The sequence below is a fragment of the Sphingomonas panni genome (genome assembly GCF_022664435.1).
Classification (GTDB): domain Bacteria; phylum Pseudomonadota; class Alphaproteobacteria; order Sphingomonadales; family Sphingomonadaceae; genus Sphingomonas; species Sphingomonas panni.
Map to the genome: position 1 here is coordinate 197,141 of NZ_JAKREU010000005.1, position 25,082 is coordinate 222,222.

The window sequence follows — 25,082 nt, forward strand, 5'->3', positions numbered from 1 at the left end:
GCGATGGCGGCTTCCGCTCCGGCGGTTCCGCTCGAACGGAAAACAGTGTCGCTCGAACTCGCCAATCGACTGGTGAGCACTGCGATCGCTTCCTGCCGTGCGATCGGCAAGGAGTCCGTCGTCGCCGTGGTCGACCGCGGCGGCAATCTCGTCGCGATCCAGCGTGGCGACGACATCGGTCCGCACAACACGATCGCCGCGCAGCGCAAGGCGTTCACCGCCCTTTCGACCAAGTCGAGCACATCGGTCCTCGCACGGCGCGCCGCGGACGATCCGACCTCCAGCAACCTGACGACGGTGCCCGAACTTCTTCTGCTCGGCGGGGGCATGCCCCTCTCGGTCGATGGCGACGTGATCGGCGGCATCGGCGTCGCCGGCTCGGGCGGGGCGGCGAACGACGAGCGCTGCGCGACGCAGGCCATTCAGCAGGTCCTCGATCAGGGAGGCGCACGGCGATGAGCGAACTGCCGCATCATGGACGCTACGACTACCGGCCGATCGTCGGGCGTCCCGACTACTCCTGGCCCGAGGACCGGCGACTGGCGATCTATCTCGGCGTCAATCACGAGGTGTTCGCCTTCGGCGACGGCATGGGCGCCGAGCTGGCGCCCGCCAAGACCGAACCGGACGTCATGAACTTCGCCTGGCGAGACTACGGCAACCGCGTCGGCGCCTGGCGCTTCATGGAGCTGTTCGACCGGCTCGAACTCCAGACGACCGCACTGGTCAACAGCGCCATCATGACGCGATGCCCCGGCCTTGCCGAGGCGTGCCGTGACCGAGGCGACGAGATCGCCGCGCACGGACGCACCAATGCGCAGGCCGAGGGGGAGCAGAGCGAGGACGATGAACGCGCGATGATCGCACGCACGCTCGACGAGTTCGCCGCCATCGGCGTCCGGCCACGCGGCTGGCTGGGACCGTGGATCTCCGAGAGCCATCGCACCCCGGATCTGCTCCAGGAGGCGGGATTCGACTACGTCCTCGATTGGGCCCACGACGATCAGCCGACGAGGCTGCGGACGCGCAACGGTCAGGGCATCCTCGCGATCCCGTATTCGCAGGAGGTCAACGACATCCCCTCGGTGATCGCCCGCAACCAGGAGGCGGCGACCTTCGCGAGCCTGATCGAGGACACCGTCGAACAGCTGCTCGGCGAATGCGATCGTCGTCCATCCGTCCTCGGCATCGCGCTACATCCCTACATCATGGGGCAGCCGCACCGGGCCCTTCACCTCGACCGGGTCCTGACGCGCCTCCGCGAAGCCGACGACCCGCGCATCTGGTGGACCACCGCCGGCGCGATCGCTGACCACGTCGCCGCGATCGGGGGGGCGGAGGCATGAGAGCCGTCCGGAGAGCATGCCGCGCGGAAGCGTCCCTGGTAGCGTAAGCCGCCCGGACCGGCGCCGCTCCGCCGAGGGCTTCGCCGGTCTCGGACGGCATCGTCCGATACGCCGTCGTGATCGTCGTCGACCGGAACCGGCCGGGTTCGGACGATGGCTTCGGCGATTTCGGATGGAACGGGTGCGGCGAGATGCTTCGTTCGATGCGGCAAGCGGTCGTGGACCGTTTTGACTCGCGTAGATCCCTAGGTCGCGACGACGCATCCGGCCGAAGGATCGACCGGACTTCCGCCATGGCATCGGCACGCTCGTCTCGAACTGTCCGGTCCCGGACGGCCGTCAGCGATCATGCGGCTGTCGGATCCGGATCGTCCTCCGGGCATGCCGGCGAAGCCGCGTTGTCGTTGCTACCGACGGACCGGTCCGATGCGGGTCGCGCGGGTGCCGACATCCTCCACGTCTCCAGATCCACCGCGGAAGTTCGCGAATGCGAGGACAGTCCGGTCGGGGCCGCATCGGCGATCATCGTCATGAGCGATCGTTCGGTCGGTCGCGCGGCTCGGCACACGGTCGCTCCTGGCAGATCGTCGCACGCGCTCGCCGTTCGTCTGGAGATGCACCATAGCGCGCCACGCCAATGAGCACGGGCTAGCAGCGGAAGAATGCGCTGAGCGCAGACGTGCGAATGCAGGACGATCCCGGCGATACGATCCAGGGAAGCCATCGCGACGGCCAGCGATCCGTCGTCGACCGGAGCGATCTCGTAGACGACCTGCCGCCAGACCCGGAGTCCGAAACCCTCCAGCCTGTCCTGCAACGACGTGGAGGTCCGATCCGCGCAGACGATCAGGACCCTGGCGCCCGCCGGCAGGGAATGTCCCATGAGCCGCGCCAGCATGTCGTCGTCGTCGGCCGTGCTGGTGACCGATGCGTAGCCGAGCGAAGCCGCGGCGTTAGCGACCACGCCGGACGCCGCGAATACGGGCAGCGCGAGCGTGCCGTCCCGACCGGCGAAGTGGTGGAGCGCGTGAAGGCTGGTGAATACTATCGCATCGGGCAGGACCGCCAACGACGCCTGATGGCGTCGGACGGTGGCCAGGACCGGTACGATCAGCGGCTTCCGACCCAGCGAACGCAAGCCGCGCGCGGTGCGCAGATTGTCGGGAGCGGATCGCGTGACCCAGACCGCCACGGCTATCCGTCCTCCATGGGGTATCCGAAGCCGCCGCGCCGCGTCGCGATCGTCACGGCGGGAGCGCAGGTGCATCGCTTCCGATCGTGCGCGAGCAGTTCGCCCGTCGCTACGACCTCGAACGTGTCGGGATCTATGTAGCGCACAGGCTCGCCGTCCAGCAGCGTCGCCCACGCGGCACCCCGATGCTCCCGGGTCCTGTCGCCCTGTTGCGACGTGAAGACGTGACGATGCTCCACCACCAGCACCGGCGTGCCGTCATCCCCGAAGCATCGGTGGCGGGCCATCTCCTCGATCACGTTCGGTGGACCTCGACGAGGGCGGCGCACGAATCGCGCAACGCGCTGACGGGTCCGGGACGGCTCCGCCCCTCCTTCTGCGCCGACGAGGACCGGTGACGCAAATGCACGAGCGTCGTAGGCCGCCCTGATCCGGTACGGGCTTCCGAAAGGCGCGAAAGGTCCGCCCGATGGTGATGGATCGAAGGATGATGTCGTTTCGTCAATTCAGCGTTCCGCTGTCCGAGGTCGGAGGCGCACGCTCGCGTCTCCCGGGTTTCCGCATCGAATGAGGCCCGAACTCCGGTGGCGACGCCGTCCGATGTCCGGGCTACCGGCGCGCGGCGAGTTGGCCGGCGTGGTGGCGGAAACGCTCGAATGTCGCGGGAGCTGACATCGGACGAACGTGACCACGAACTCCGGTCGCGTCAACCCTCCGACGCACCGTGGGGGGATCGACACACGAAGCCGAGCGCCACCGAACGAACGATCCGAGCATCGATCGACTGCAAAATCCGGCAGATCGTTCCCCACGGATACCGAACGTGCAAACGTCCGATACCTGCCCAGGAAACCAACGGGCGCAGGTCACAAGGGAACGCCTCCCCAGGCCTTGAGCACGCGCATGACCGCCGTCGTCTTGACGGTGATAACCCGCAGGTCGCCATCCGCCAGTTCGTCCGCCAGACGGGTCCACGTGTCCATGTCCGGCACCTGGAACCTGACGAGGAAGTCGTAGCTTCCGCTGACCTGGTAGGCCTCCACCGCTTCCGGCATCTCCTTCAGCGCGGCCTCCAAGCGCCTCGTGGTCGCGACGTCGTGCGCTCCGACGGTCAGCTCGGCGAACACGACGAGGCACGCCCCCAGCCGGGTCGCGTCGACCTGCGCCCTGTATCCGGTGATCACGCCGTCACGCTCCATCCTCCGCACGCGGGCGAGGCAGGCGCTGGGCGACAAGCCGACGCTCTGCGCGAGCGCCTGGTTGGTGATGCGCCCGTCCCGCTGGAGCATCTCGAGGATGCGACGATCGATGCGGTCGGAGCGCGGATTGTTCGACATGTGGATCGCCATGCCGCAGATCCTGCGGCATCGCCAGCGATCTTCCGCCACCCCCACGGCGCTTCTTCGCGTATTCCCCCCTTCTCGCCGCCGCACATCCTGCGGTGGGAACCAAACATCGTCGGGAGTCCTCCTTGTCCGCTCCAACGCCATCCCGTGCGTTCGTCGCGCAACTCGCCCTCGTGCTCGCCGCCGCGCTGTGGGGGGCGTCCTTCCTTGCGACGAAGGTCGGCATGGGCGACGCCGGGCCCTTAGGCTTCGTGGCGATGCGGTTCGCTGCCGCCACCCTGGTGCTTCTGCTGGTCGCGCCCGGAGCGATCCGGGCGCTGACACTGCGGGAACTCGCGATCGGCGCCCTCGTCGCCGTCCTCGCGATGGGTGGGTACGCTACGCAGGCGATCGCGCTCCAGACGGTTCCCAGCGCGCGCGTCGCCTTCCTCTCCGCACTATACGTCCCTCTGGTGCCGATCCTCCAGTACGCGCTGTTCCGCGAACGGGCGGCTCCGACGATCTGGCTCGGCATGACATGCGGAATGGTGGGCGTCGCCGTGATGTCCGGTCTCTCACCGTACTCCTTCGTCCTCGATGGCGCCGACGTGCTGATACTGACCAGCGCCCTCGCGATCGGACTCGAGGTGGTCGTGCTCGGGCGCCTGGTCGGGCGTGGCGATCCGATGCGGATCGCGCTCGTGACGGTCGCGACGACCGCATTGATCGCAACGTCCCTTGCCATGCTGTCGGGCGAACGCACGCCGATGCCATCGCCGCGCCTCGTGACGATCGTGATCGGCTTCGGCGCCGCGACCGCCTACATCCAGTTCGCGATGAGCTGGGGCCAGCGTCTGGTATCGTCATCGCGGGCAGCGATGATCTACTCCCTTGAACCCGTCTTCGGCGGACTGATCGGACACGCCGCCGGAGAGACGCTGCGCGTTCCCGATGTCGTCGGCGGCGCCCTGATAGTCGCCGGCGTGCTCATCGCGTCGCTCCCCCGACGCATGCTGGTCGAAGCGTTCGTCAGGCGGCGGCGGTGCACGGCGGAAGCGGTCTGATACCCGGCTCGGCGGACCGGCGCCGCAACCGCCCATCCGGAGCCGGAACGGGGCGAACGGGGCGATCTGCCGCTAGGCGCTGAAACGCGACGTCTCGGGGAACCTGCGGAACGGATCCGCCAGTCGTTCCTGAAAGACCCGGAGGGGCCGGGTCATGTCTACCGACGTCGAACGCCGGATGACCAGCGTCCCGCCCGGAACCGACCGCATGGCGGATCGCTTGTCGTCAATCGGAGGAAGAGATCATGTTCAGGAACGCACTCATAGCCGCCGTCGCGGTCACCGGACTCGCCGTACCCGCTCTCGCCGACGTGCCCGGCAAGGACTGGATCAGCGGCGCCAAGGTCAAGTCGATCCTCGCGAAGCGAGGGTATCAGGTCACCAAGCTCGAAGCCGACGACGGCCATTGGGAAGGCGATGCCACGAAGGCGGGCGTCAGGTACGAGTTCCACGTCGATCCCCGCTCGGGTGCGGTCACGAAGATGGAACGTGACCGCGACTGAACACGGATCGATCCTCAGGGCCGCTTCGGTCAAAGCGGAAGGCTCCGGAGCAAGTCGACCCGGAGGACGCGACCGGAAGGCGGACTACCTGATCGAGGCGGACGGCGGTTCGATTGCAGGTAATCGGACCGCCTCTCCCATCATTCTCGACGGCCGCGCCTAAAGATCGTGCGCAGAAACGCATCGGCTGCCGCAACGACGAGAAGCCAGAAGCTGAGCGTGCCGAGAAACGGGCCAGGACGAAAGAGATCCTCCGGACCGATCTCATGGGGCACCGACACGTCGACATCGTCGGCGAGGAACGGTGCTGGCCAGCCGGCGACCTTGCGCGGCAGCCAGTTCCCGTACGTCGGTCCCTCCGTCCCATACATCGCGCGCTCGTCCGTCGAGGGCTCGATCCAGATCGTGGCCAGCGAAATCGCCAGCGCCAGAAAGGTCGTCATCATCGATCTGAGAAACACACCGTTCTCCCCGCAATCGGACGCCGCCCTACCCGCCGCGTCGGTGCTCCCGTCGCAGCCCGCAGAACGCGTCATCCGTCAGCCTCATGTATAGAAGGCGTCCTGATCAACGTGGATTATCTTGCGGATGGGTAGAGGCTTATCCTGCTGGCTGCTCAATGGCTTAGCTCTCTGACGACTCTGACCACGACTGACCCAAAACGCTCCGGTTTCCTCCGTGGAGATTACCCGGCGATTGCCCCGAAGGCCAGCGAAGACTGAGAACAGGGAGCGAACACGCTATCGGTGCCATCATGCGATCGCTCCGACCACCAGCCGGACAGGTGGGTGCTGTTCCGGCGGCTGCAAGCCCGCCCCAGGTGCGTGGCAGTACCGGCTCACGGCGCTGGATGCCATGACGCCCGCCACATCCCAGCCGGTAAATGCTCATTCAGGAAGCAGAAGAAAGACTGGTTGCTGACCATACGTACAGCAACGAAAGGATGAAATCAAAATGGGACCAATCGGACCAGCCGCCATCGCAGCGGCCATCGTCGGCCTGAGCGGCCTAGTCATGACCCTCGCCGGTTGCCTCGGCTACCCTCGCCAGGGCAACATCGGAGGGAAGTCATGGACGAGGGAGGACATGGCGATCACCGGATTGGGAATGCAGCTCATCACCGGCCTGCTCGTCGCCTACGCCCTTATGCCCTGACGGAACAGGACCTTCGATTCCGACCCTACCGGAATCGAAGCTGCTCGGCATTGGTTGATCGAGGTACGTCGTAGATCCGTGGGTGTTTCCACCTACATCAGACCGATCATCCACCGCCTTGTCTGGTCGCCTTCCAGAGATGAAGATCGCAATCGCGATGAGGGCGCCTACTGGAGCAGAAATGATCGCTGCGACCGTGTTCAGAATTGCGACGTAGTCGGGTTCTAAGCGAAATAGCCATAAAAAGAACAGCATCCCTAGGGTGTAAAGACCAAAAATCCCTGTCAGCCACCATACCGCTGTCGGTACCGGCAAATTTTCTGTTCTTTTTCTACTCATCACATGATCCTAGAACACCTGCGAGGTGAACTATCGGAGCGACGTTACCCAATCGCTAACCGATTGATAGAACTTCATCTCCCCAAGTGCCCTCGGCAAATTGTTCCGGCACTGAAACGCGCCATTTTCAAACGATAGACTGATAGCGTGGGCCCCCATGGGGCGTGCCAGGTCTAGGCCGATGCGATCCTGTCTTCCGACCAATGGAAGGAGCATCGACCTTGCCGCGAGAACGCCGCACCCTCACCAAGGACACCATCAAGTCGATCCCACCGTCCGCGCCCGGCCGGAAGGATTTCGTCTGGGACGACCGCCTGCTGGGCTTCGGCGCGTACCGTCTGCAGAACGGCATCGTCGTGTTCGTCTAACGTGGCGCCCTTCCTGCATGGAAAGGCCGGCGTAATCACCAGCCCGGACGGGGCAATATCGTTCATGGGATCGATAAACGAAACCCGTGCGGCATGGGCACACAACTACGAACTGGTATGGGAGGATACCTCTCCAGAAGGCGTCGCATGGGTCCAGGCGGAATTCGACGAACTCTGGGCTCAGGGTAAGCCGCTTCCGGATGCCGTCGTGAAGGAAATAGGACGTCTCGCGAACAGGCGCGAGGTCGAGATCGTCGCCTTCCACGACGATCCCGTTGGCATAGCGCCTGCAGCCCTTGCGGAAACGCCGATCTACCGCGACGGCGAAGCGCTCCAGCCCTGGCAACGAGCATTCGTCGTCCAGTTCATGCGCCACCGCGAGACGTACGGCCGCGCCCGCATGCTGCTTGCCGACGAAGTCGGCGTCGGGAAGACCCTTTCGCTGGCCGCATCCGCTCTCGTCTCCGTGCTGTTGGGTGACGGACCGGTCCTCATACTCGTGCCGTCCACACTGCTCGAGCAGTGGCAGATCGAGCTCCTGGACCGTCTCGGCATGCCGGTCGCTCGTTGGCACAGCACGCGCAAGTGCTGGATCGATCCTTCCGGAAGAATGATCAAGAGCGGCGGGGTCCAGGACATCGCTCGCTGTCCGTACGCCGTCGGACTGGTATCCACCGGGCTAATCGTCCACGGCATCGACCGTCACGGGCAACCGAAGCATGGCACCGAGACCGAACATCTTCTTCGTCGTCGCTTCGGGATGGTGATCCTCGACGAGGCACACAAGGCGCGCGGATCCGAACCTATGGGATCGAACGAACGCACGCCGAACAATCTTCTCAAGTTCCTTCTCCGCATCGCGCCTCAGACCCGGCATCTGCTCTTGTCGATGGCGACACCGATCCAGACCAGCGAGAGCGATCTCTGGGATCTTCTACACGGGCTCAACCAAGACGCCGAGTTCGTCCTGGGCAACGCGTTCTCGCAATGGCAACGACCAGACCGCGTGCTGCCCTTCCTGAAGGGTGAACGAAAGGTCGCCGACCTGCGGGAAGGCTGGCAGCTTCTGACGAACCCCCTACCGCCCACGGGATCCGACGATCTGCTCGCCGATATCAGAGCGATGCTCGATATGGGTGAACGAGAATGGATCACCAATCGGTACCCGTCGGACATGGACAACCGCGTCGTGACGCTGAAGGCCGAGATGGAGCTCACCGCGGAGCGAGGCGGCCTTGGGTACTTTCAGCGGGACAACCCGCTTCTGCGACATGTCGTACTTCGGAAACGTCGTGACCTCGAGCGGTTGGGCCTGTTGCCGAGCCTGCCCGTGGACATACATCCCACCAATGACCTTCCCGGGCCGTCCCACCTGTTCGACGGTCTAAGCCTGTACACCTCATCCGGGTTCGATGCCGCGCTGGAAGCAGTCGACGCATTCACGAAGGCCTACGCGCGGCGCGACAAGCCGGCGGGCTTCATGAAGAACCTTCTTCTGCAAAGACTTTGCTCCAGTCAGGCTGCCGCCATCGCAACGGCGAAGGCCCTGATCGGCGATGAAGAACTCGACGACGACATCCAGGAGGCGTTGGAGGAGAGGACCTTCGATGCTCGTGCCGAGGAACGGCGTCACCTTCGAGCGGTCGTTGCGGCCCTCACCGACCGTCCAGACCCTAAGTTGCGGGCGGTCCAGTACTTCCTCGATGAGCATCGGAGCGGTCCACGCAGCTGGCGGAAGATGGGCTGCATCGTCTTCAGCCAGTACTACGAGACCGCTTCCTGGATCGCCCAGGCACTGAGTGCGGCAGCGTCCGATAAGGCCGTCGCACTATATGCAGGCGCTGGCCGATCCCGCCTCATCGTTGGCGGGGTGGCGACTAGCATCGAGCGCAACCAGATAAAGAAGCTGGTTGCCGAACGCGATATTCGCCTGGTCGTGGCGACCGATGCGGCTTGCGAGGGGCTCAATCTGCAGACGCTCGGCACGCTTATCAACGTTGATCTACCTTGGAACCCCGCCCGCCTGGAACAGCGCATAGGTCGAATCAAGCGCTTCGGACAGACGCGCGATCGGGTCGACATGGCGAACCTGACATATGCGGGTACCGTGGACGAGAAGGTGTATCGTGTGCTGAGCGAACGCCTGAGGAAGTCGAGTGACGTCTTCGGCACTCTGCCCGAGACCATAGACGCCGACTGGATCGACGACATCGAGACGCTCGAGGAACGGCTGCGCGCCTTCACCGTGCCACGGAGGCGTTTCGACGCCTTCGAGCTCAAGTACAGCACCGATCTCATCTCTCAGGACGACTGGGCAACCGCAAGCGAAGTCATCGCCCGCAGCGACATCGAGACGCTTCTTGGTACCGCTTGGACGACGCGACCCTGACCATCAAAACCCTTGCACAACATTCGTCCATTGGCGCTAAGGCAGTCGTCGAGGAGACGGCGATGTGAGGATGAGGCTCGACAGAATTGAGGTGACCGACTTCAAGCGCATCGCGACGCTCGGCATCGATCTCAAGCCGATCACCTCCTTGGTGGGCGGCAACACCAGCGGTAAGAGCAGCGCCCTTCAGGCAGCACAGCTCGGCGTATCGATCCTTCAGGCCGCGTTGCGCCGGATCCGCAAGAACGGATCGCCCGAGTTCGTCGTCACGGTCGCCAACGATGCCGTCCTGTACCGCCCGACGGAGCATCTGCTCGATCTCAAACGCGGCGAGACAGCGACGCAGAAGTCCGGCTTCGTCGTGACGTACATCGGCGAGGACATGGACAACGGCACGACGAAGACCGTCTCGATAGGAATCAAACGCGGGAAGAACGCCAACATCCTGATCACCCGGAGTGGGGACGATGATTTCGCCGCCGTCCTCGGAAATCGCGATCGACCATTCTCCATTCTGACGCCGGGTCTTTCGGGCATACCCATCCGAGAGGAATGGCGGACCAAGGGCGCCATGGACGCGGCGGTGATGCATGGCGACGCGAACCTGTACCTGCGATCGGTCCTGGATCACCTCTTCAACGGAGTAGAGGCCGAAGCCGACCGGATAGCTTGGCGGACGTTTCGCGAGATCAGCGCTCTTCCCGAAGGAAGCGGATGGCGCCTCTTCAGCGAACTCCTGGATCGGTGCTACGAAGGCGTCCGCATCGTCGTCGATCATAACCACCGCCGAGACCGGTTCGTCAAGGTCGAGGTCCACCGGGACCAGACGCGCGTTACCCTGGACATGGCCTCTACCGGAATGCTTCAGGTCATACAGATCCTGGCCTACGCCTGCTTCTATGCACCTCCGCTCCTCCTGCTCGACGAGCCGGACGCGCATCTCCATGCCGACAGTCAGGCCCGGCTCTACGAAGCGCTGAAGGGGATCGCTTCGGAGACCAGCACCCGAATCCTCTTCGCGAGCCACTCCCCGCAGTTGATCAAGCGGCTTCTGGGAGACACCGACGCCGGTCTGGTCTGGATGAACGAAGGCGCGCAGGTCGCGGTCGACGAGACACGCCGCCCGGCAATCCCGATGCTAATGACGCTGGGTGCGCTCTCGGCCGGAGCCGAGGCGTTCGATCCGGCCCGAAAGATCATACTCTTCACCGAGGACAAGAAGACCGGGCCCGCCACCACGCTTGCCAAGGCGAACGGCGCTCCCGACGATCTCGCCGTCCTTTCTTATAACGGATGCGGCAACCTTTCCGCCGCTCGCCTGCTCGCCGGCATCGTTTCGGAACTGCGACCGGACGCGAGGATCGTCATCCATCGCGATCGCGACTACCGGACCGATGCGGAGATGGCATACGAGATCATCGTCGCCGCCAAGGAACGGGCGCATCTTGGTGTAGAACGTGTCACCGAAGTCTTCACTCCGGCAAACGACGTAGAGCACAGCTTCGCCCAGCCAGATCACCTCAAGGCAGTATTCGGGGAGGCCATTTCCGCGGAAATCGTCGACGCCACGGTCCGCGATGCTGTGCAGCTGAAGCGGGACGCCATGGTGCTCGCCCTGCAGAAGGCCCGAAACACGATCGACGGCAACCTCTACGCGAGCGAACGGAAGAAGGGTAAGCAGGAATGGGCGGAGGCTGGCTTGCCGCAGAACGCGCCCAAGACGGAAGACTTCCTGCCAGCGGACGGCAACGCCGTCTTTCCGCTGAGCATCTGCCACGGAAAGAACCTGATGCCCTCCCTCAAGGACGCGCTGCACCGGCATATGCGCGGGTCGACCCAAGTAGTCGAAGCCAAGATCTTCTCTACGAGCGTGGAACTGATCAATCCCGCATGGCAGGCCGCGTTCGCAGAGCCTGACGACCCGGTGGCATGAGTTCGACAAGGAAGCCACGCCATCGACGTAGGACAGAACCCGTAAGACAATCGATCGCCTGTCTTTTGCGGCTCGGCTCACCGCGCTACCAGTAGCTGCATGAGCCGGACGCAGCAGATCATCGCCACGCACGACACGTTTCTCCCCGACGCATCACCGATGGAGGTCCTGAGGAGAGCAGTCAGCAAGGTGTCCGAAGGACTGCCGCCGATCTTCGTCTCCATAGATGCCCTACACCCGTACCCTATCCGGGATCTGAGTCCTCCGGATTGGCTGCTCGTGTCGGCGGACGGAGAGCGTTCGACATTCATGCATACGGACTGGCGAAAGGTCATCGAGGCGGCCCCGCAGGAGACGCTCGTCGTGCTGCTGTCCAAAGGACAACCATCCAACGTTCCCAGCGAAGTCGTGCGGCATGTAGACCTGACCGGGTGGCACGGAGATGCATCGGACCGTCGCATCGAGATGGTGGCCCTCCTCATCGCAAATGGGGCGTCGGCATGGCGGCACGACCATGACGGGGAGCACGAAGCGGTCCGAAGGGGCGCGCTCCTCCATGTCGGCGACGGCACCACCACGCTCAACCCCAAGCTACTATGGAAGACCGTCGACCTCAACGTGTCGAACGGAACGCTCCGTCTCCTCCAACAGCAGAACATGATCCACATCGGCGACCTCGTCCAGAAAACGGAGGCGGAAGTCCTCAGGATACCGTCGCTGGGCCGGAAACGATTGGACGAGATCAAGATTGCTTTAGGCGTGTTCGGCCTGATGCTTGGCACCACCATACCCGGGTGGCCGCCGGAGACCATGGAAGCAGCGCTCGCCGATGCGCATCCGACTGCTACGCTTTCGCGAACACCACAGGCTCCCGCGGGGGAAATGTTCACGAGCGCGGGGGACAGGCTCGCCATCGATCCCGCCATCGGTATCCTTTCCGACCGTGAAGCTGGTGCATCGCCCATGTCGGTACAGCTTCAGGCATCGATAAGGCGGAAGTTGCAAACCCTTTCGCCAATCGCTTCGCGGCTGGGAAATCAGCAGGGTTGGCAGGATCTTGCGCCTCTATGCGACAGACTGACGCAACTCCTCGAAAGACCTGGACTCGAAATCCCGGACGTGCTCGGCTCTCTCTACGGCGCTGCCCTTGAGCTCGGCTCATACGTCGAGATGGACGCCGCCGCACGAAACGATCCGCAGTCCGCAGTCGATGCGCTCGATCCTTCCGCCGCGCGTCCCCTCCAGGACGTCTTGACCGGAATGGCCCCATGGCTGCGACGCTTCCCGACGATTCGAGAACTCGACGACGAGGCCGGCAGGTTCCTCGTCGCGCAGTCATCGGCCAAGGCATCGCGCGAAGCGTTCGCTGCCGCTGCCGAAACCAACCTAATAAGGGAAGCCGATGCGGACTTGCTACGCAGGCTCTTGGACGCAGGCGATCGCGGCGACTTCGTAGGCTCGAAGGCGAGCCGACGAGGCGTCATCTCCGCGAAGAACCTGATCCTCACCGCCGCACTGTTCGTGGGCGGCGGGGTGTGGGACGGCGCGGTAAGCGAATATGCCGCGCATTCCGTCGTCGCGCGTCGCGCAGGCGCTATGCTGGTCAAGGCCGAAAACGCCATCCTCGAAATAGTCGCGGAGATGCCTGCGGATGTACGATCCGCCATTCGGCACGTCATGACTCGCACACGCGCGGCTGACGGTCCAACCACCAAGAATATGCCGACGTAGGACGATTCCCCTAACATACCGGTCATCCTCGCAAGAACTGACGCCTCCGGGGCATCAACGCTTCATGACCGCAGACCCGCAAGAACCAGCCTTCCACCAAGCCGACTATTCAGGCGTAGCTAGCTTCGATCCTAATCTCGTACTGCGAGAGCCATGCCGCATCGATCCCCGCCTGCTTCGCCGCCTTTGCGGAAATGCCGAAGTCGAACGATCGCAGCTGAGATGCTTCGAAGGAGCCGTTACGTGCTGCTCGGGCTGCAGCGACCACATCGGGATACTGATCGACGAACACGCTTCTTGCAGAGCCTTCCGGCACCGATGGCGTTTCGGTCGACCATGCCAATGCGGTTTCTCGACTACTCCCTGCAAATCCTGCAATCTCGCTTTCGCCACGCAACATGCCACCGACGAACACCTTTCCGCCGTTCGCCTGACGGACGTAGGCTTTGAACGAGGTCAGGTGGAGTTCCCCGCGCAGATAGGTCAGAAGTTCCGCCAGTTCACGACGGACCATGACGCTCTGCAGACGGTCCGCCTCGACCACCAGGTCGAGCGCCCGTACGACGGCATACGGAACGTTCAACTTCAGTTTCTGCCCCGCCATCTCCTCCAGATCAGCTCGACCTTCGGGCGGCAGGACATCGACCTCGTCGACACCATCCCACCAGGACTTCGCGTATCCACCCAACGCGGTCGCTGCCGTCACGAGTCCCGCGACACCGACGATAGCGGGACCGGCCAGCATCACCGGCGCGGCCAGAAGGCTTTTGCCGGGATTGTCCATGACCCAGCGAAACGGAGCCGAGGCCCAGTGCTTCTCTTCCGGCTTTTCGAACCGGATCAGTTCAACCTGCATTCATGCCCCCTTCCGAAGCGGGGCGCTCCCCGTCCATTGCAGGATTGCCCATCGATCAACGCGGGGCAAGCGCAACGACGCGACAGTCATGAACCACAGTTCAGCCACCCCTCGAACGAGCGCTTCCGCCCGTTCTCCTCGAAGTCGATCCACGCGATGGTTTCCGAGAACTCGTGTCCGCGTCGCACGACCCTGCCGGTATCACGGATGACGATGCGCAACGTTCCGACCGTCCAGCGATCGTACGTGAGGAAGAGCGGCTTCGCACCCGCCGCCGGCTTCATCCTGAGGATCACGCCATTCCGCCGTACCGCCGCCCTGTCGTCCGCCATCGCCAGCCGCCGGGATCCGTCACGTCCCCCGAGCCAGGTACAGCCGGTCCCGACGGCTCCAGCCCGCTCCGCCTCGCTGAACGTCATCGGTTCAAGGGGCAGGGTTCGCGCGCTCGCCGACGCACGTGGCTCACCAGCCGCAACCGGTACGCTGCATCCGACGGCTAGAAGCAGCAGCATCCCCCATGGTCGAACGTCACCGGCTCGACGGTCGTTCGCGCCACCAGTCCGCATGTGGCTCCGGTCGGTATCGACGGCGGCATGTCGTCGCACGGGACGGCCCGCAGGCAGAGGGGCGGATCCGACCCCGCAGCCGGAACATTCACCCACCATGCTCAGAACGCCCCCCTCTTCGCGGCCGGGGCATCGCGTGCGGCAGCGGCGGCGACCGCAGCCTCGTCCGCCAACCGCGCATTCCGTCCGCGACTGCCCAATATCTTGAAACGCCACGCATCGGACCGGACGGTGATCCGGGGTGACGGCTCCATCGTCAGGTCGAAACCGCAACGGCCGACGCACCACGATCCGTTCGCCGCCGTGCCCTCCGTCGGCCGTCCGTACTTCCGTTCCACCTGACGCACCAGTTCCTTCGGATCGACGCGCTCCGTCCCTATGGCGAGATCGATGCTGTCGACGACCGTACCGGTCGGCGTCTGGGCCATGAACAGGCGCAGGTACTCGCCCGACGGACCAGTGCAGGCCAGTTCGTGCACCGCGGCGCCTTCCGGGCCGAAGAAGCTCGAGCCGCCCCGGCGTCGCTCGACCTCGACGTTCACGAGCTGCTGGAAGGACCGCGTCCGCGACGGACGTTCGCAACGATAGGTTCCGGCCAGCGCCGCCTGCGCCTGCGCCACGGGCATGCCCAACCGCACCCCGGCCACGTCCATCGCCAGCGGCCCGGATTCGGGCGCAACCGGTCGGGACCTCGTTCCGGGTGTCTGCGCGTGCAGAGAACCCGGCACGGCGAGGGTCACGATCGTCATGACGGCGGTGGCATTCAGTATGTGCTTCATCTTGAGGTATCCTCATCCGTTCTGGAGACGATCACCGCCGGCAGGTCATCACGGCGCGGACGGTCGGGTTCGGTGCGGAACTCAGCGGGTCATCGGATGCCAGCCGTCGCTCTGCAGCTCGAAGTCGGCGACGGCCTCCTTCGGGCGCGCCATGACCTCGCGGTCCGATGCGCTCATGAACGACACGGGATCGAGACCGCGATACGCGTAGGTGACGCGCGACATCATGCGTCCCGGAACGCTGACCGGCTCGGTCCAGCGGACGACGTCGACCAGTTCGCCCTTCGCCACGCAGAACGACGGTACCGCGACCTTCTCCCTGGTTGCCTGATGTTCGATGGCGCGCAGATATGCCGCACCCTTCTCCGCCGGCGCATAGGACAGGAGGGGCTGACGGACGAACGGCCTGTCCGACGCCCCCTTCCACCGCGCCGGCTTCTCGAAGGCGGTACGCGTCGTGAGGCCGGCTTCGACGAACGCGTCGAGCATCGCGACCGACATGCCGTCCGATCCAGCCCCCGCCATCCCGCGGCTGGGCGACGTCACGATCGGAAAGGGCGCGTTCCCGCCCTCCCCTTCGATCTCGTACGGCATGACGTCGATGGCGGAGCAGAACCGGTCACGCACCCGTGCCTCGAGCGCAGGACGAAACGCCTCGGCGCTCGGCTCCTTCGGATCGGTGCAGCCGGAGAACGTGGCAGCCACTACGAGCGGCAGGGCGGCGGTGGGGAATCGTCGGAACGTCATGCTTCTCTCCTCTTCGGGTTCAGCGGATGGCGAGGTTGACGAAGGCGGCGGTGTCGGCCGCACCGCGGACGTGTCCGGCGTCGAAGGCGTGGGCCAGCCCCAAGCGCAACGTCGATCGGGGAGCGAGCGAGAAGGCCCAGCCGAGTTCGACGTCCAGCTCCCTGTCGTCAGGCGAGACATCGAACGTACGCCGACCTTCCGAAAGCACACCGGACATCAGGTCGTACGACACCGGCACGACCATCGAGGCCCGCGCCCGTTCGACCCGGAACGGCGACGACAGACCGAAGGACGCACGACCGCCAAACAGCGGACGCGCGCCTTCGAGCGAGAACGCGGTACCCGCTACGCGGCCTTCGAACCGGAACGCGTCGCTCCCGCCGTCGAGCACCCGCGTACTGCCCACCGTGGCGCGCATCCTCCATGCGATGCCCACGAGCTCACGCTGCAGCACGGCCGTCGCCAGCGTGGTCCTGCCGCCCATCAGCCCTACGACGCCTGCGCCACCGCTCATGCCGAGGATCCGGTTCCGTTCGACCAGCTCGGTCAGTTCCAGGCCCAGACCGAACGGCATCGACACCGAAGCCGTGCGCAGGTCCGACCGGTCATTCCGCGAGGCACCCGAAGAGAACGAGGCCGACCAGCCGCCCATCGCCAACGAGGTCCGCATCCCCACCGGCTGACCAACGACGCCGCGCAGGGGCGAACCGGAAAGGGAGACCGTGCCGCCACCGACGACCGAGTTCGCTTCGATCTTCATCGTCCTGCCGGAACCGAGGGAGAAGCTGGCCACGGCAGGGCGATCCGCAGCAACGCCCTGCCACGGACCGACGACGTCCTGTCCGAAGAAGCCGACGCGCTCCTCGGCCACCGACCAGCGCCGCGGCACGGACGCCCCGCCGGTCCCGAGCATGCTTCCGGCCAGCAGGCCCGAGGAGCGGGCACGGACGCCGGTAGCACCCGTCATCGTGAAGTCCCGACCGTACCGATCGAACACCATCATCCTGCCGGCGGAGGCCGCGATCCTCGCCGCGGTCGCGGCGCCACCGAACGGTGCCGACACCTCCACCGACGCGTAGCGGGCGAACACCGCCTGCGCGGCGACGAACGAGGCGGCCGGTGCCTGCGCCTGCATCGCCTTCTCGACGTTCAGCATGCCGACCCCGTAGACAGCATCGCCCCCCGGAGCGCCCATGTCGGTGGCGGTGTCGAGCAGTATGCGGGCGATCGCCCTGCCTCCCAGGTGCGACCAATGCTGCTTCAGGAGCGCGGCGGCACCTCCGACGGCGGGTGCCGCGAAGCTGTTGCCGGTGACGGTGACGATGCCACCATCCTTGTCGATCGCCTGAACGTTCGTTCCCACCGCCGCGATCATCCGATCGACCAGGATCCCGGCGTTGCCGTTGGCGGCGCGAGGGACGCCGCTTCCGTCGACGCCGATCGCGAAGAGGAACCAGTCCGCGTTGACGCGGTCGGCACCGACGAGGTTCTCGGCGAACTCCCCGGCGAATCCGTCCCGGCCCGCCTCGTTCGGGACGGACTGGACCAGCAGACGGTCGGCCGTGCGGATTTGATCCATCGCAGCGCGCTGGTCGCTCGCGATCGCACTTCCCGCGAACCCGGTCAACGACATGACCGTGACGAACGCACTCTTCGCGACCGCCTCCCGCAATGCCGGCGCGATCAGGGCGGCGTTCGGCTGCCCGCTCTCGCCGATCGGCGCCGTGCTGCCGGCGGTCACGCCTTCAAGGTCCGGTCCCGACACCTTGAGAGCGAGTATGGTCGCGTCCGGCGCCATGCCGTGCATGCCCTTCCCGTCCCGCGCAGCCGCCGCGACCGAGGCGACCTGGCTCCCATGGCCGTCGAGGTCCGCGATGGGGAATGCCGGGACCGTCTCCGGGGGACAGGTTCCGCACCGCGCGATGCGCTGGTCGAAGCCCGTGCTGCCCGACGAGATGCGACCGGCGAATTCCGGCGACGTGGGCGAGATGCCGCTGTCGACGATGGCGATCGTCACGCCCTTCCCCGTGATCCCGCGGTCGTAGGCGTAGGCCGCCTTGGCGGCCACGACCGCGGCGGACGCCTTGTACTCGACCGTGTCGGCTGCGGAGGGGGAAGGTGCCGGCACGGGGGCTGGCGTTGGCGGAGGCGTGGGCGTGGGCGTCGAACCACCCGTTGGCGGAGCACCGCTCCCGGCCGAGTTGGTCCCGCCGTCGCCGCACGCGGCCAGCAGAACCGCCGTCGACGCGGTCACGGAATTCCTGAAGATCGTCAGCCGCGTACTGCGGCGTTCGTCCGATGCACCCACGCGCGTGTCCCCGTTCGCGTCGGCACCGGCGGGCTGCTCCCAGCCGACGGCACCGCCCCTGTTGACGAGGCGGTGCCGGCCCGTGAGCCGGGGATTCAGAACCTGCAACGAGACAGGCGCGAGCGTCTTTAGGCGCCGAAACACCTTGGACATGCACGCCCGCTCCCCGGCCGAAACTGGTTCGGGCCGGGCATCGGCTGTCGTTGCGAGGTTCTGACGCCTCGGTCCGCCTGCTGGCGGACGGTTCAGCTCTAACCGGAAAGTGTTAACACGATCAATCCACGATCATCAGCCGGCGGCGATTAGGGCATCATCGAATTGAGCGATATCGAACTGCAGATCGGCTACAACGCCGAACGCGTCGGAGTTGACCAAACGACGACGAACAAAGGGATCGCATCCCTACAGCAGCCGAACCGGGCCGCCACTGCGCGCCGCTTGGACATACCTCGCGGCCCCGACGCTTCCACCGATCGTACAGCAATTATCAAGACCCGTGGGCATTGGGAGATTTGGAAACGCCGCAGAATGCGATCGACTGAAACGATGCCGCTGGACACTTGCCGAAGAACCAAGCCGCGCCACGGCGGGTTGATGATCGCCGGGTGATCTCACGCATCCTGCAAATGCGTACGTCGGCTGGCGCTGGACCGATTGTCCGGCCACGTACGGGCCGTCGACGACGTTCTGCAACCGGTTCAACCGCTGATCGCTCGTGTCTTCTAGCTCAAGCTGCTGGACGCGCTGGTGGACGCCGGTACGTTCACAAAGACTACCACGATTCACAGCACCTACGTGTGTGCGCAGCTGCCGCATCCGGCGCAGAAAGTGCCCTTTCGCCCAGGCGATCGCCCGCTCGCGCGATGACTGGGCGGCCCAGGGCCTGCGCTCGCCGACGTCATCGACCTCCCCCATGCGCTGATGCCGACGCTGGATGACGTCAGCGACGTGAAGGCCGCATCTACAGTTCTCGAACGAGACACGCGCATTCGTTACCTCCTCGGCGACAAGGGTTACGATGCCGATCGGCTGCGCGGCCTAGCCCGCGATGCCGGCGCCGTCCCGGCCATCCCAGGCCGCCGCGACCTCAAACGTACTATCCACTACGTCGAGACCGCTGCGCTGGCGCCACCCCGCCAGGAACGCCTTCTACCGCCTCAATGATTTCCGCAGCATCGCCACTCGCTACGAATAACTCGCCGCTGAGTCATATCAAAGCGTCGCGCTCACCACCCCCTGACGTTTTCAATGTGAATGGTGTGGGGCTCCCGCAACGATTTGGCAATGGGCCAAGGAGTGTTCGCAGACCTGACCCGTGACGAGAAAGATCCGATTTGGATCATCTTAATAGTGGTAAATGACCAACCATATCACGTCGCGCACTTCGAGTTTATACGGTTGCATCCCATCAAACTGTATGTTGAAGTGGCGGTCATACAAAAGTAGCATGCAGGTGGGCCATGAAGTATTTTGTTGCTGCCGTTGCGTTGACATCGATTGCATCGCTGGCTTCGGCCGAGACGACTACCGTTACCTACGACGCAAAAGGGCGGGTCGTTCAAGTGGTTCGGTCGAACGGGGTCGTGACGAGTTACACTTATGACAAAGCGGACAACCGTAAGCGCGTAGTTACTACCGGCGCGCCAAACCCCTGATACATGCGATCGGATCACATGCCCGCTTCAGCGAGGCAATCAGTTTCGTACAATTCGGTTTAACAATAACACATATAACAGAACTTCGCATTGCACGGAGTTCTGAGGGAGAGGTTCATTGTTAGGAAAAGTGGTTCGGCGAAACCTGCTCGTGACGACATCCGCCATCGCCTGCAGTCTTCTGCCCCAAGCGGCAAATGCAGAACCAGCCCCCCCGGCCAAATTCTTACGCGACAAGAACGGCGTCGACTTGGCGCGAGGGACCTATTCAGGACGGGAAGAGGTGTTGCGGATAGGCAATGGTAGATCCGCTCTCTCGTTCTCAATAGATCATTCCGAAGGCAAGCCCACATCATCGGAGTATGAATTGGGAATATTCGGCGATTCGACATACGTCGACGTCAGTATTCTGGAGGACGGTGGCCCAACGAGCATCACGTTCTTGAAGAGCGGGTCCGCGTGGGTACCGCGGTCGGACGACGGCCACGTGCTGACGCAGAACGGCAACATCTTCATATTGCGCCTAGCGGATGGAACTGAATATACATACAATTCAACGCTGACATCAATAAGCAGCAACAAAATTGCGCGCGTTACGCAGATCAAATACACCGGCGGTGAACGCCTCACGATGTCATACCTCCGGCAGGTAGGTTGCTCGAGCCAACAGCAGGCACAATGTGGCGGCGGGGTGGTGCCCTGGAAAGTAAGGCTGACGTCCGTAGCCAGCTCTTCGGGCTATCAGCTTCGGTTCGACTATTTCACCAGTATCGCCGGCGACTACAGATGGAACGACATAACAAAAGTAACGACGTTCAACATGGCTACGGAAGCCTGCGACCCTACCGCAAGCTACTGTAATCTCACAACGAGCTGGCCATCGATTACGCTCGGTGTCACGCAGGCGGATGGCAGTTGGTCAGCCACAGACAACGTCGGCAGGGTGACGACCTATTCCCCGTCGACGATAAGGAGACCCGGTTCGACCACGAACGATGTCGTGGTCGCGAAAAGCAATGGGTACAACGTGTCGTCCATCGTTTCCGGCGGACGGACTTGGCAGTACGCCTATTCCGGCGGAGCGGAATCAACGCTCGTGATCACGAATCCGGACGGAACGACTTCGACGATCGTCTCCGACCCGAACATCGGCTTGCCGAAGAGGATCACCGATGAAACGGGAGCGGTGACGATACTCGCCTACGATGGCGGCCGCCGACTCTCCAGCATGACCCTACCGAACGGGTCGCAGGAACGGTACGTGCGAGATGCACGCGGAAACGTGATCGAGCATCGAACGGTATCATCGACCCCAGGCACGCCGCCAGACCTGGTAACCACGACCGGCTATGACGCGACATGCGGCAACGGCGTCGTCTGCAACAAGCCCAATTGGATCAGAGACCCCAAAGGCGCTCAGACCGATTACCTCTATGATCCCGTCCACGGGGGCGTGACATCAATCAAGGCGCCACCGTCCGCGAACGGAGTACGCAGGGAGGTTCGATTCTCGTACACGGCATCGCAAGCCTACTACAAGAACGGTTCAGGCACGCTCGTCGCGTCAGGGTCACCGACCTACCTCCTCACGACGACCTCAACCTGCCGAACCATGGCCAGCTGCAGCGGCACGGCGGACGAGATGATCCGGACCACGGCCTACGGGGCGGCAGGTTCGCCGAACAATCTTCTTGCAACCTCCACCACCACGTCATCCGGCGATGGCGGCCTGCTCGCGTCCACGGCGACCACGTACACCAAGACCGGCGACGTAGCATCGATAGACGGCCCCATGCCGGGTTCGGCCGATCTGCAACGATTCGTCTATGATGATGCCAGACAATTGACGATAGAGATTGGGCCGGATCCCGATGGAGCCGGGCCGTTGCGCGGCGCGGCCACGAGTCACTCCTACGACGTTCGCGGACGAACGACCGGCTTGTCTCGTGGAACGGCCAACAGCGACGGGTCGGGCTTCTCAGCGGAGGACTCGGTCACGCTGGCGTACGATCAGGCCGATCGGGTGATCCAAACAACCGCTTCCGCAGGTGGTACGAACCTGGCAGTCACTCACTATTCCTTCGACAGCATGGATCGCCCGATCTGCACAGCGGTTCGCATGAACGCAGGCTCGTTGAACAGCCAATCCGACGCTTGCACGCTCGGCTCTGCCGGAACGGCGGGACCGGACCGCATCACTCGCATGTCGTACGATGTGGCGGCGCGAACGGTTTCGGAAACGAAAGCCTACGGCACCCCGGATGCCTCGACGGAAACCGTCAAGCGTACCGCGACCGGCAGGATCTCGAGCGTGACCGATGGGAATGGCAACGTCACGACCAGCGCCTACGATGGTTTCGATCGCTTGAATCGAGTTAGCTATCCGGACGGGAGTTCGGATCAATTCGCCTACGACGCCAATGGAAACATCGCGAGCCGTGTAACGCGCGATGGAAGGACCGTTGCATTCACCCATGACGCACTGAACCGGTTGACGTCCGCAGACCGGCCGAACATCGGCTATTGGGAGACGGATCAGACGTTCTCCTACGACCTGCTCGGCAATATGACTTCCGCCTCCGACAGCAACGGTAGAACGCTGTCCTTCGGGTACGACGCGTTCGGTCGCCGCACGTCACAAAGCGACAACTGGTATGCGGCCGGACATGCCTCGTATCAATACAACGAAGCCGGTCGGCGAACGCGCGTGACGTGGTGGGACGGAACCTGGGTAGGCTATGCGTACCGTGCAGACGGTCTCATGAACTCGATCACGGACAGTGCCGGTAACACCCTCATTGGCTTCGGCTACGATGGGCAGGGACGCCGGACGAGCATGACTCGAGCGAATGGCACCACGACGTCCTTCAGCTACGATTCAGCGTCACGGCTGGCCCAACTATCGCACGACTTGAGCGGCAGCGCCGGCGACCTGACCATAGGATTCTCGTACAATCCGAACGGCCAGATCACGTCGCGCAGTGCGTCAAACGATTCGTATGGTTGGTCGAGCAGCTACTCAGTCGACCGATCCTACGGCGTGAACGCACTGAACCAGCTGACTTCGGCCGGATCGACCGCTTTGTCATATGACGGGCGTGGCAATCTTACCTCGTCCGGTGGCGCCGCTTTCGGCTACACCAGCACCAATCAACTGGCGACAGCGCCGGGCGCTAACCTGGCGTATGATCCTCTGGGAAGATTGTTCAACATAACGGCAGACCAGAATGTCAACACGACGCTGACGTACGACGGGGCGAACGTTCTGACCGAACTCAACCAGAACACCGGCGGCGTGCTACGTCGCTATGTCTACGGAGACGGGAACGACGAACCGCTGATATGGTTCGAGGGCTCGGGCCTCTCCGACCGGCGCTGGCTTCATGCGGACGAGAGGGGGTCGATCATCGCCGTCAGCAATGACGCCGGCGCGCCGATCGCCATCAACACCTATGACGAGTTCGGAATACCCGGACCCAGCAACCTCGGACGATTCCAGTACACCGGGCAGAAGTGGCTACCGTCCGTCGGTTTGTACGACTACAAGGCACGCGTATATTCGCCGACGCTGGGCCGGTTCATGCAAACCGATCCTATTGGCTATGCGGACGGCCTGAACTGGTACAATTACGTGGGTTCGGATCCAATCAATTTGAAAGATCCAACGGGGCTGTCAGGCGGACCGGACATCGTTGTGACCGGTTCACGACCGGCCTTCGGTTCGTACAATGGCAGTTTCGACGGGGGATCAAGCGTAACCTACTTCATCCCGAGAACAGTTACAGCCACGGATATGCAACTGTTCCAAGATAGAGGACTAGTTCCAGCCAAAAAGGATACCCCACCAGGAAAGAAGCCGAAAAGGGTGACTCTCACCAAGAGCTGTGCTCGCAATCCAGTTGCGAATGATCCTGCGGTCCAGGCGCAGGCGCTTAGAATGTTGGGGCGATCGGTGTCCGGAAATCCGGCTGGAACAGGCGAGTGGGGATTTCATGTGGCACAGCCGTATGTGGGATCGGGCAACTGGATCGGACCGCTCTTCACCGAGGGGCGTAGAGCAGAGATAAGCGGCGATCGGATCAGCCGTGAGGCTCCGCTGGCAATTGCAAACCTTGCGACCGGCTATTATCCGACGACTACCTTCGTCCATGCTCATCCGAACAACACGCCACCTTCCGGTCTGAGTGAACCCGACCTTAACCTTGGCCAGCCCGTGATTGCAGTCGATAAAGCGGGAAATATGTTCTGCTCGGTGACGCAATGAAACGGGGGCTATCAATCTCAATCGGATTCGCGCTCCTGATCTTACTCGTTGGATTTCTCTGGTGGCAGCGCGCTGAAATCAACTCGAAGCGCAGCCAACCTCCCTATTATCGATCGGATCAGCGCTATGTGGTCCGCGCCGTCGACATATGGGCAGCTAAAGGTAGCGAAAGTCCGGCTGGAGCTATGGAGAACCGTTATCCTGTTACGGTACACCTGAAGAATGTAGTTTGTGTGGAATTGCGACTGAATGTTGGCTCCGTCGGTGGAAACCCTGCATACTGTTTTAAGCGGCAGACCGCTGAGCTAGTCTACAAGTTTGATGACGTTGAATAAGAAACCAACGCCGCAAAAGAAGAGGTGCCCTCAGGATGCGAACCCTTCTCAAAATTTCATGCACAAGACTACGAACAATGCGCTTGGTCGGTGCCCGGAGGCGGTCGTAGCGGCCCTCTTTCAACGGAGTTCGCCCGCGTAACTCAGCTTCCCGACTTTGGTTCTGGCGGCTGGTCAAGTGTAACAAGTTCTCACGCGGGGCAAGCCTTCGAGCAATCTCTTCCGGG

General features: G+C 63.5%; 21 protein-coding genes. 12 read left to right on the top strand and 9 right to left on the bottom strand.

The features are described 5' to 3' along the window. Positions 1–45: 45 nt before the first annotated feature. Together MF609_RS11645 and MF609_RS11650 are read left to right on the top strand one after the other, a co-directional pair. On the top strand, positions 46–459 hold the full coding sequence (locus MF609_RS11645; protein ID WP_242416480.1) for a GlcG/HbpS family heme-binding protein: 414 nt from the start codon (positions 46–48) through the stop codon (positions 457–459). Further along, entirely contained in the window at positions 456–1,346 is an 891-nt protein-coding gene (locus MF609_RS11650) for a polysaccharide deacetylase family protein (protein ID WP_242416481.1), read from the top strand. Before MF609_RS11645 ends, MF609_RS11650 begins: the two co-directional genes overlap by 4 nt. Before the next feature lie 346 nt (positions 1,347–1,692). Here the strand turns inward: MF609_RS11650 and MF609_RS11655 are convergent, their stop codons facing one another. From MF609_RS11655 to MF609_RS11665, 3 genes are all read right to left on the bottom strand, one after another. Then, positions 1,693–2,538 carry a uroporphyrinogen-III synthase gene (locus MF609_RS11655; RefSeq protein ID WP_242416482.1) on the bottom strand — a complete coding sequence of 282 codons (846 nt, stop codon included), beginning with the start codon at positions 2,536–2,538 and terminating at the stop codon, positions 1,693–1,695. Between the two features lie 2 nt (positions 2,539–2,540). Then, positions 2,541–2,837, bottom strand: a complete 297-nt coding sequence (locus MF609_RS11660; RefSeq protein ID WP_242416483.1) for a hypothetical protein — start codon at positions 2,835–2,837, stop codon at positions 2,541–2,543. 567 nt (positions 2,838–3,404) lie between these two features. Then, on the bottom strand, positions 3,405–3,887 hold the full coding sequence (locus MF609_RS11665) for an Lrp/AsnC family transcriptional regulator (protein WP_242416484.1): 483 nt from the start codon (positions 3,885–3,887) through the stop codon (positions 3,405–3,407). A gap of 122 nt (positions 3,888–4,009) precedes the next feature. On the opposite strand from MF609_RS11665, the gene MF609_RS11670 reads away from it, so the two are divergent. Both MF609_RS11670 and MF609_RS11675 read left to right on the top strand, forming a co-directional pair. After that, positions 4,010–4,927 carry a DMT family transporter gene (locus MF609_RS11670; RefSeq protein ID WP_242416485.1) on the top strand — a complete coding sequence of 306 codons (918 nt, stop codon included), beginning with the start codon at positions 4,010–4,012 and terminating at the stop codon, positions 4,925–4,927. A 245-nt stretch (positions 4,928–5,172) separates the two neighbouring features. Then, entirely contained in the window at positions 5,173–5,430 is a 258-nt protein-coding gene (locus MF609_RS11675) for a PepSY domain-containing protein (RefSeq protein ID WP_242416486.1), read from the top strand. A gap of 140 nt (positions 5,431–5,570) precedes the next feature. On the opposite strand, the gene MF609_RS11680 is transcribed toward MF609_RS11675, so the two are convergent. Further along, positions 5,571–5,873 (bottom strand): hypothetical protein, encoded by a 303-nt coding sequence (locus MF609_RS11680; protein ID WP_242416487.1) that lies wholly within the window; start codon positions 5,871–5,873, stop codon positions 5,571–5,573. Between the two features lie 571 nt (positions 5,874–6,444). On the opposite strand from MF609_RS11680, the gene MF609_RS11685 reads away from it, so the two are divergent. The 5 genes from MF609_RS11685 to MF609_RS11705 all read left to right on the top strand — a co-directional run bounded on the left by MF609_RS11685 (position 6,445) and on the right by MF609_RS11705 (position 13,345). Beyond that, a complete protein-coding gene (locus MF609_RS11685) occupies positions 6,445–6,585 on the top strand; it encodes a hypothetical protein (protein ID WP_242416488.1) in 141 nt (46 codons plus the stop codon). Positions 6,586–7,145: 560 nt separating this feature from the next. Further along, positions 7,146–7,292, top strand: coding sequence for a hypothetical protein (locus tag MF609_RS11690; RefSeq protein WP_242416489.1), 147 nt, complete (start codon positions 7,146–7,148; stop codon positions 7,290–7,292). A gap of 1 nt (position 7,293) precedes the next feature. Then, positions 7,294–9,681, top strand: a complete 2,388-nt coding sequence (locus MF609_RS11695; protein WP_242416490.1) for a helicase-related protein — start codon at positions 7,294–7,296, stop codon at positions 9,679–9,681. Positions 9,682–9,751: 70 nt separating this feature from the next. After that, the gene (locus MF609_RS11700; RefSeq protein ID WP_277991196.1) at positions 9,752–11,614 is read left to right on the top strand and encodes an AAA family ATPase; all 1,863 of its coding nucleotides are present in this window, start codon (positions 9,752–9,754) and stop codon (positions 11,612–11,614) included. Between the two features lie 99 nt (positions 11,615–11,713). Further along, positions 11,714–13,345, top strand: a complete 1,632-nt coding sequence (locus tag MF609_RS11705; protein WP_242416492.1) for a DNA-directed RNA polymerase subunit alpha C-terminal domain-containing protein — start codon at positions 11,714–11,716, stop codon at positions 13,343–13,345. 109 nt (positions 13,346–13,454) lie between these two features. On the opposite strand, the gene MF609_RS11710 is transcribed toward MF609_RS11705, so the two are convergent. From MF609_RS11710 to MF609_RS11730, 5 genes are all read right to left on the bottom strand, one after another. Next, a complete protein-coding gene (locus tag MF609_RS11710) occupies positions 13,455–14,201 on the bottom strand; it encodes a hypothetical protein (RefSeq protein ID WP_242416493.1) in 747 nt (248 codons plus the stop codon). 86 nt (positions 14,202–14,287) lie between these two features. Beyond that, on the bottom strand, positions 14,288–14,620 hold the full coding sequence (locus MF609_RS11715) for a hypothetical protein (protein WP_242416494.1): 333 nt from the start codon (positions 14,618–14,620) through the stop codon (positions 14,288–14,290). A gap of 248 nt (positions 14,621–14,868) precedes the next feature. Next, positions 14,869–15,546: a hypothetical protein gene (locus MF609_RS11720; RefSeq protein WP_242416495.1), complete on the bottom strand. Its 678-nt coding sequence runs from the start codon at positions 15,544–15,546 to the stop codon at positions 14,869–14,871. A gap of 81 nt (positions 15,547–15,627) precedes the next feature. Beyond that, positions 15,628–16,293, bottom strand: coding sequence for a hypothetical protein (locus tag MF609_RS11725; RefSeq protein ID WP_242416496.1), 666 nt, complete (start codon positions 16,291–16,293; stop codon positions 15,628–15,630). A 19-nt stretch (positions 16,294–16,312) separates the two neighbouring features. Beyond that, a complete protein-coding gene (locus MF609_RS11730) occupies positions 16,313–18,754 on the bottom strand; it encodes a S8 family serine peptidase (protein ID WP_277991197.1) in 2,442 nt (813 codons plus the stop codon). A gap of 165 nt (positions 18,755–18,919) precedes the next feature. Between MF609_RS11730 and MF609_RS11735 the strand changes: the two genes are divergently transcribed. From MF609_RS11735 to MF609_RS19985, 3 genes are all read left to right on the top strand, one after another. Next, the gene (locus MF609_RS11735; RefSeq protein WP_242416497.1) at positions 18,920–19,210 is read left to right on the top strand and encodes a hypothetical protein; all 291 of its coding nucleotides are present in this window, start codon (positions 18,920–18,922) and stop codon (positions 19,208–19,210) included. Between the two features lie 312 nt (positions 19,211–19,522). Next, a complete protein-coding gene (locus MF609_RS11740) occupies positions 19,523–19,765 on the top strand; it encodes a hypothetical protein (RefSeq protein ID WP_242416498.1) in 243 nt (80 codons plus the stop codon). Positions 19,766–20,407: 642 nt separating this feature from the next. Next, positions 20,408–24,520: an RHS repeat domain-containing protein gene (locus tag MF609_RS19985; RefSeq protein WP_242416499.1), complete on the top strand. Its 4,113-nt coding sequence runs from the start codon at positions 20,408–20,410 to the stop codon at positions 24,518–24,520. The last annotated feature ends 562 nt before the right edge of the window (positions 24,521–25,082 follow it).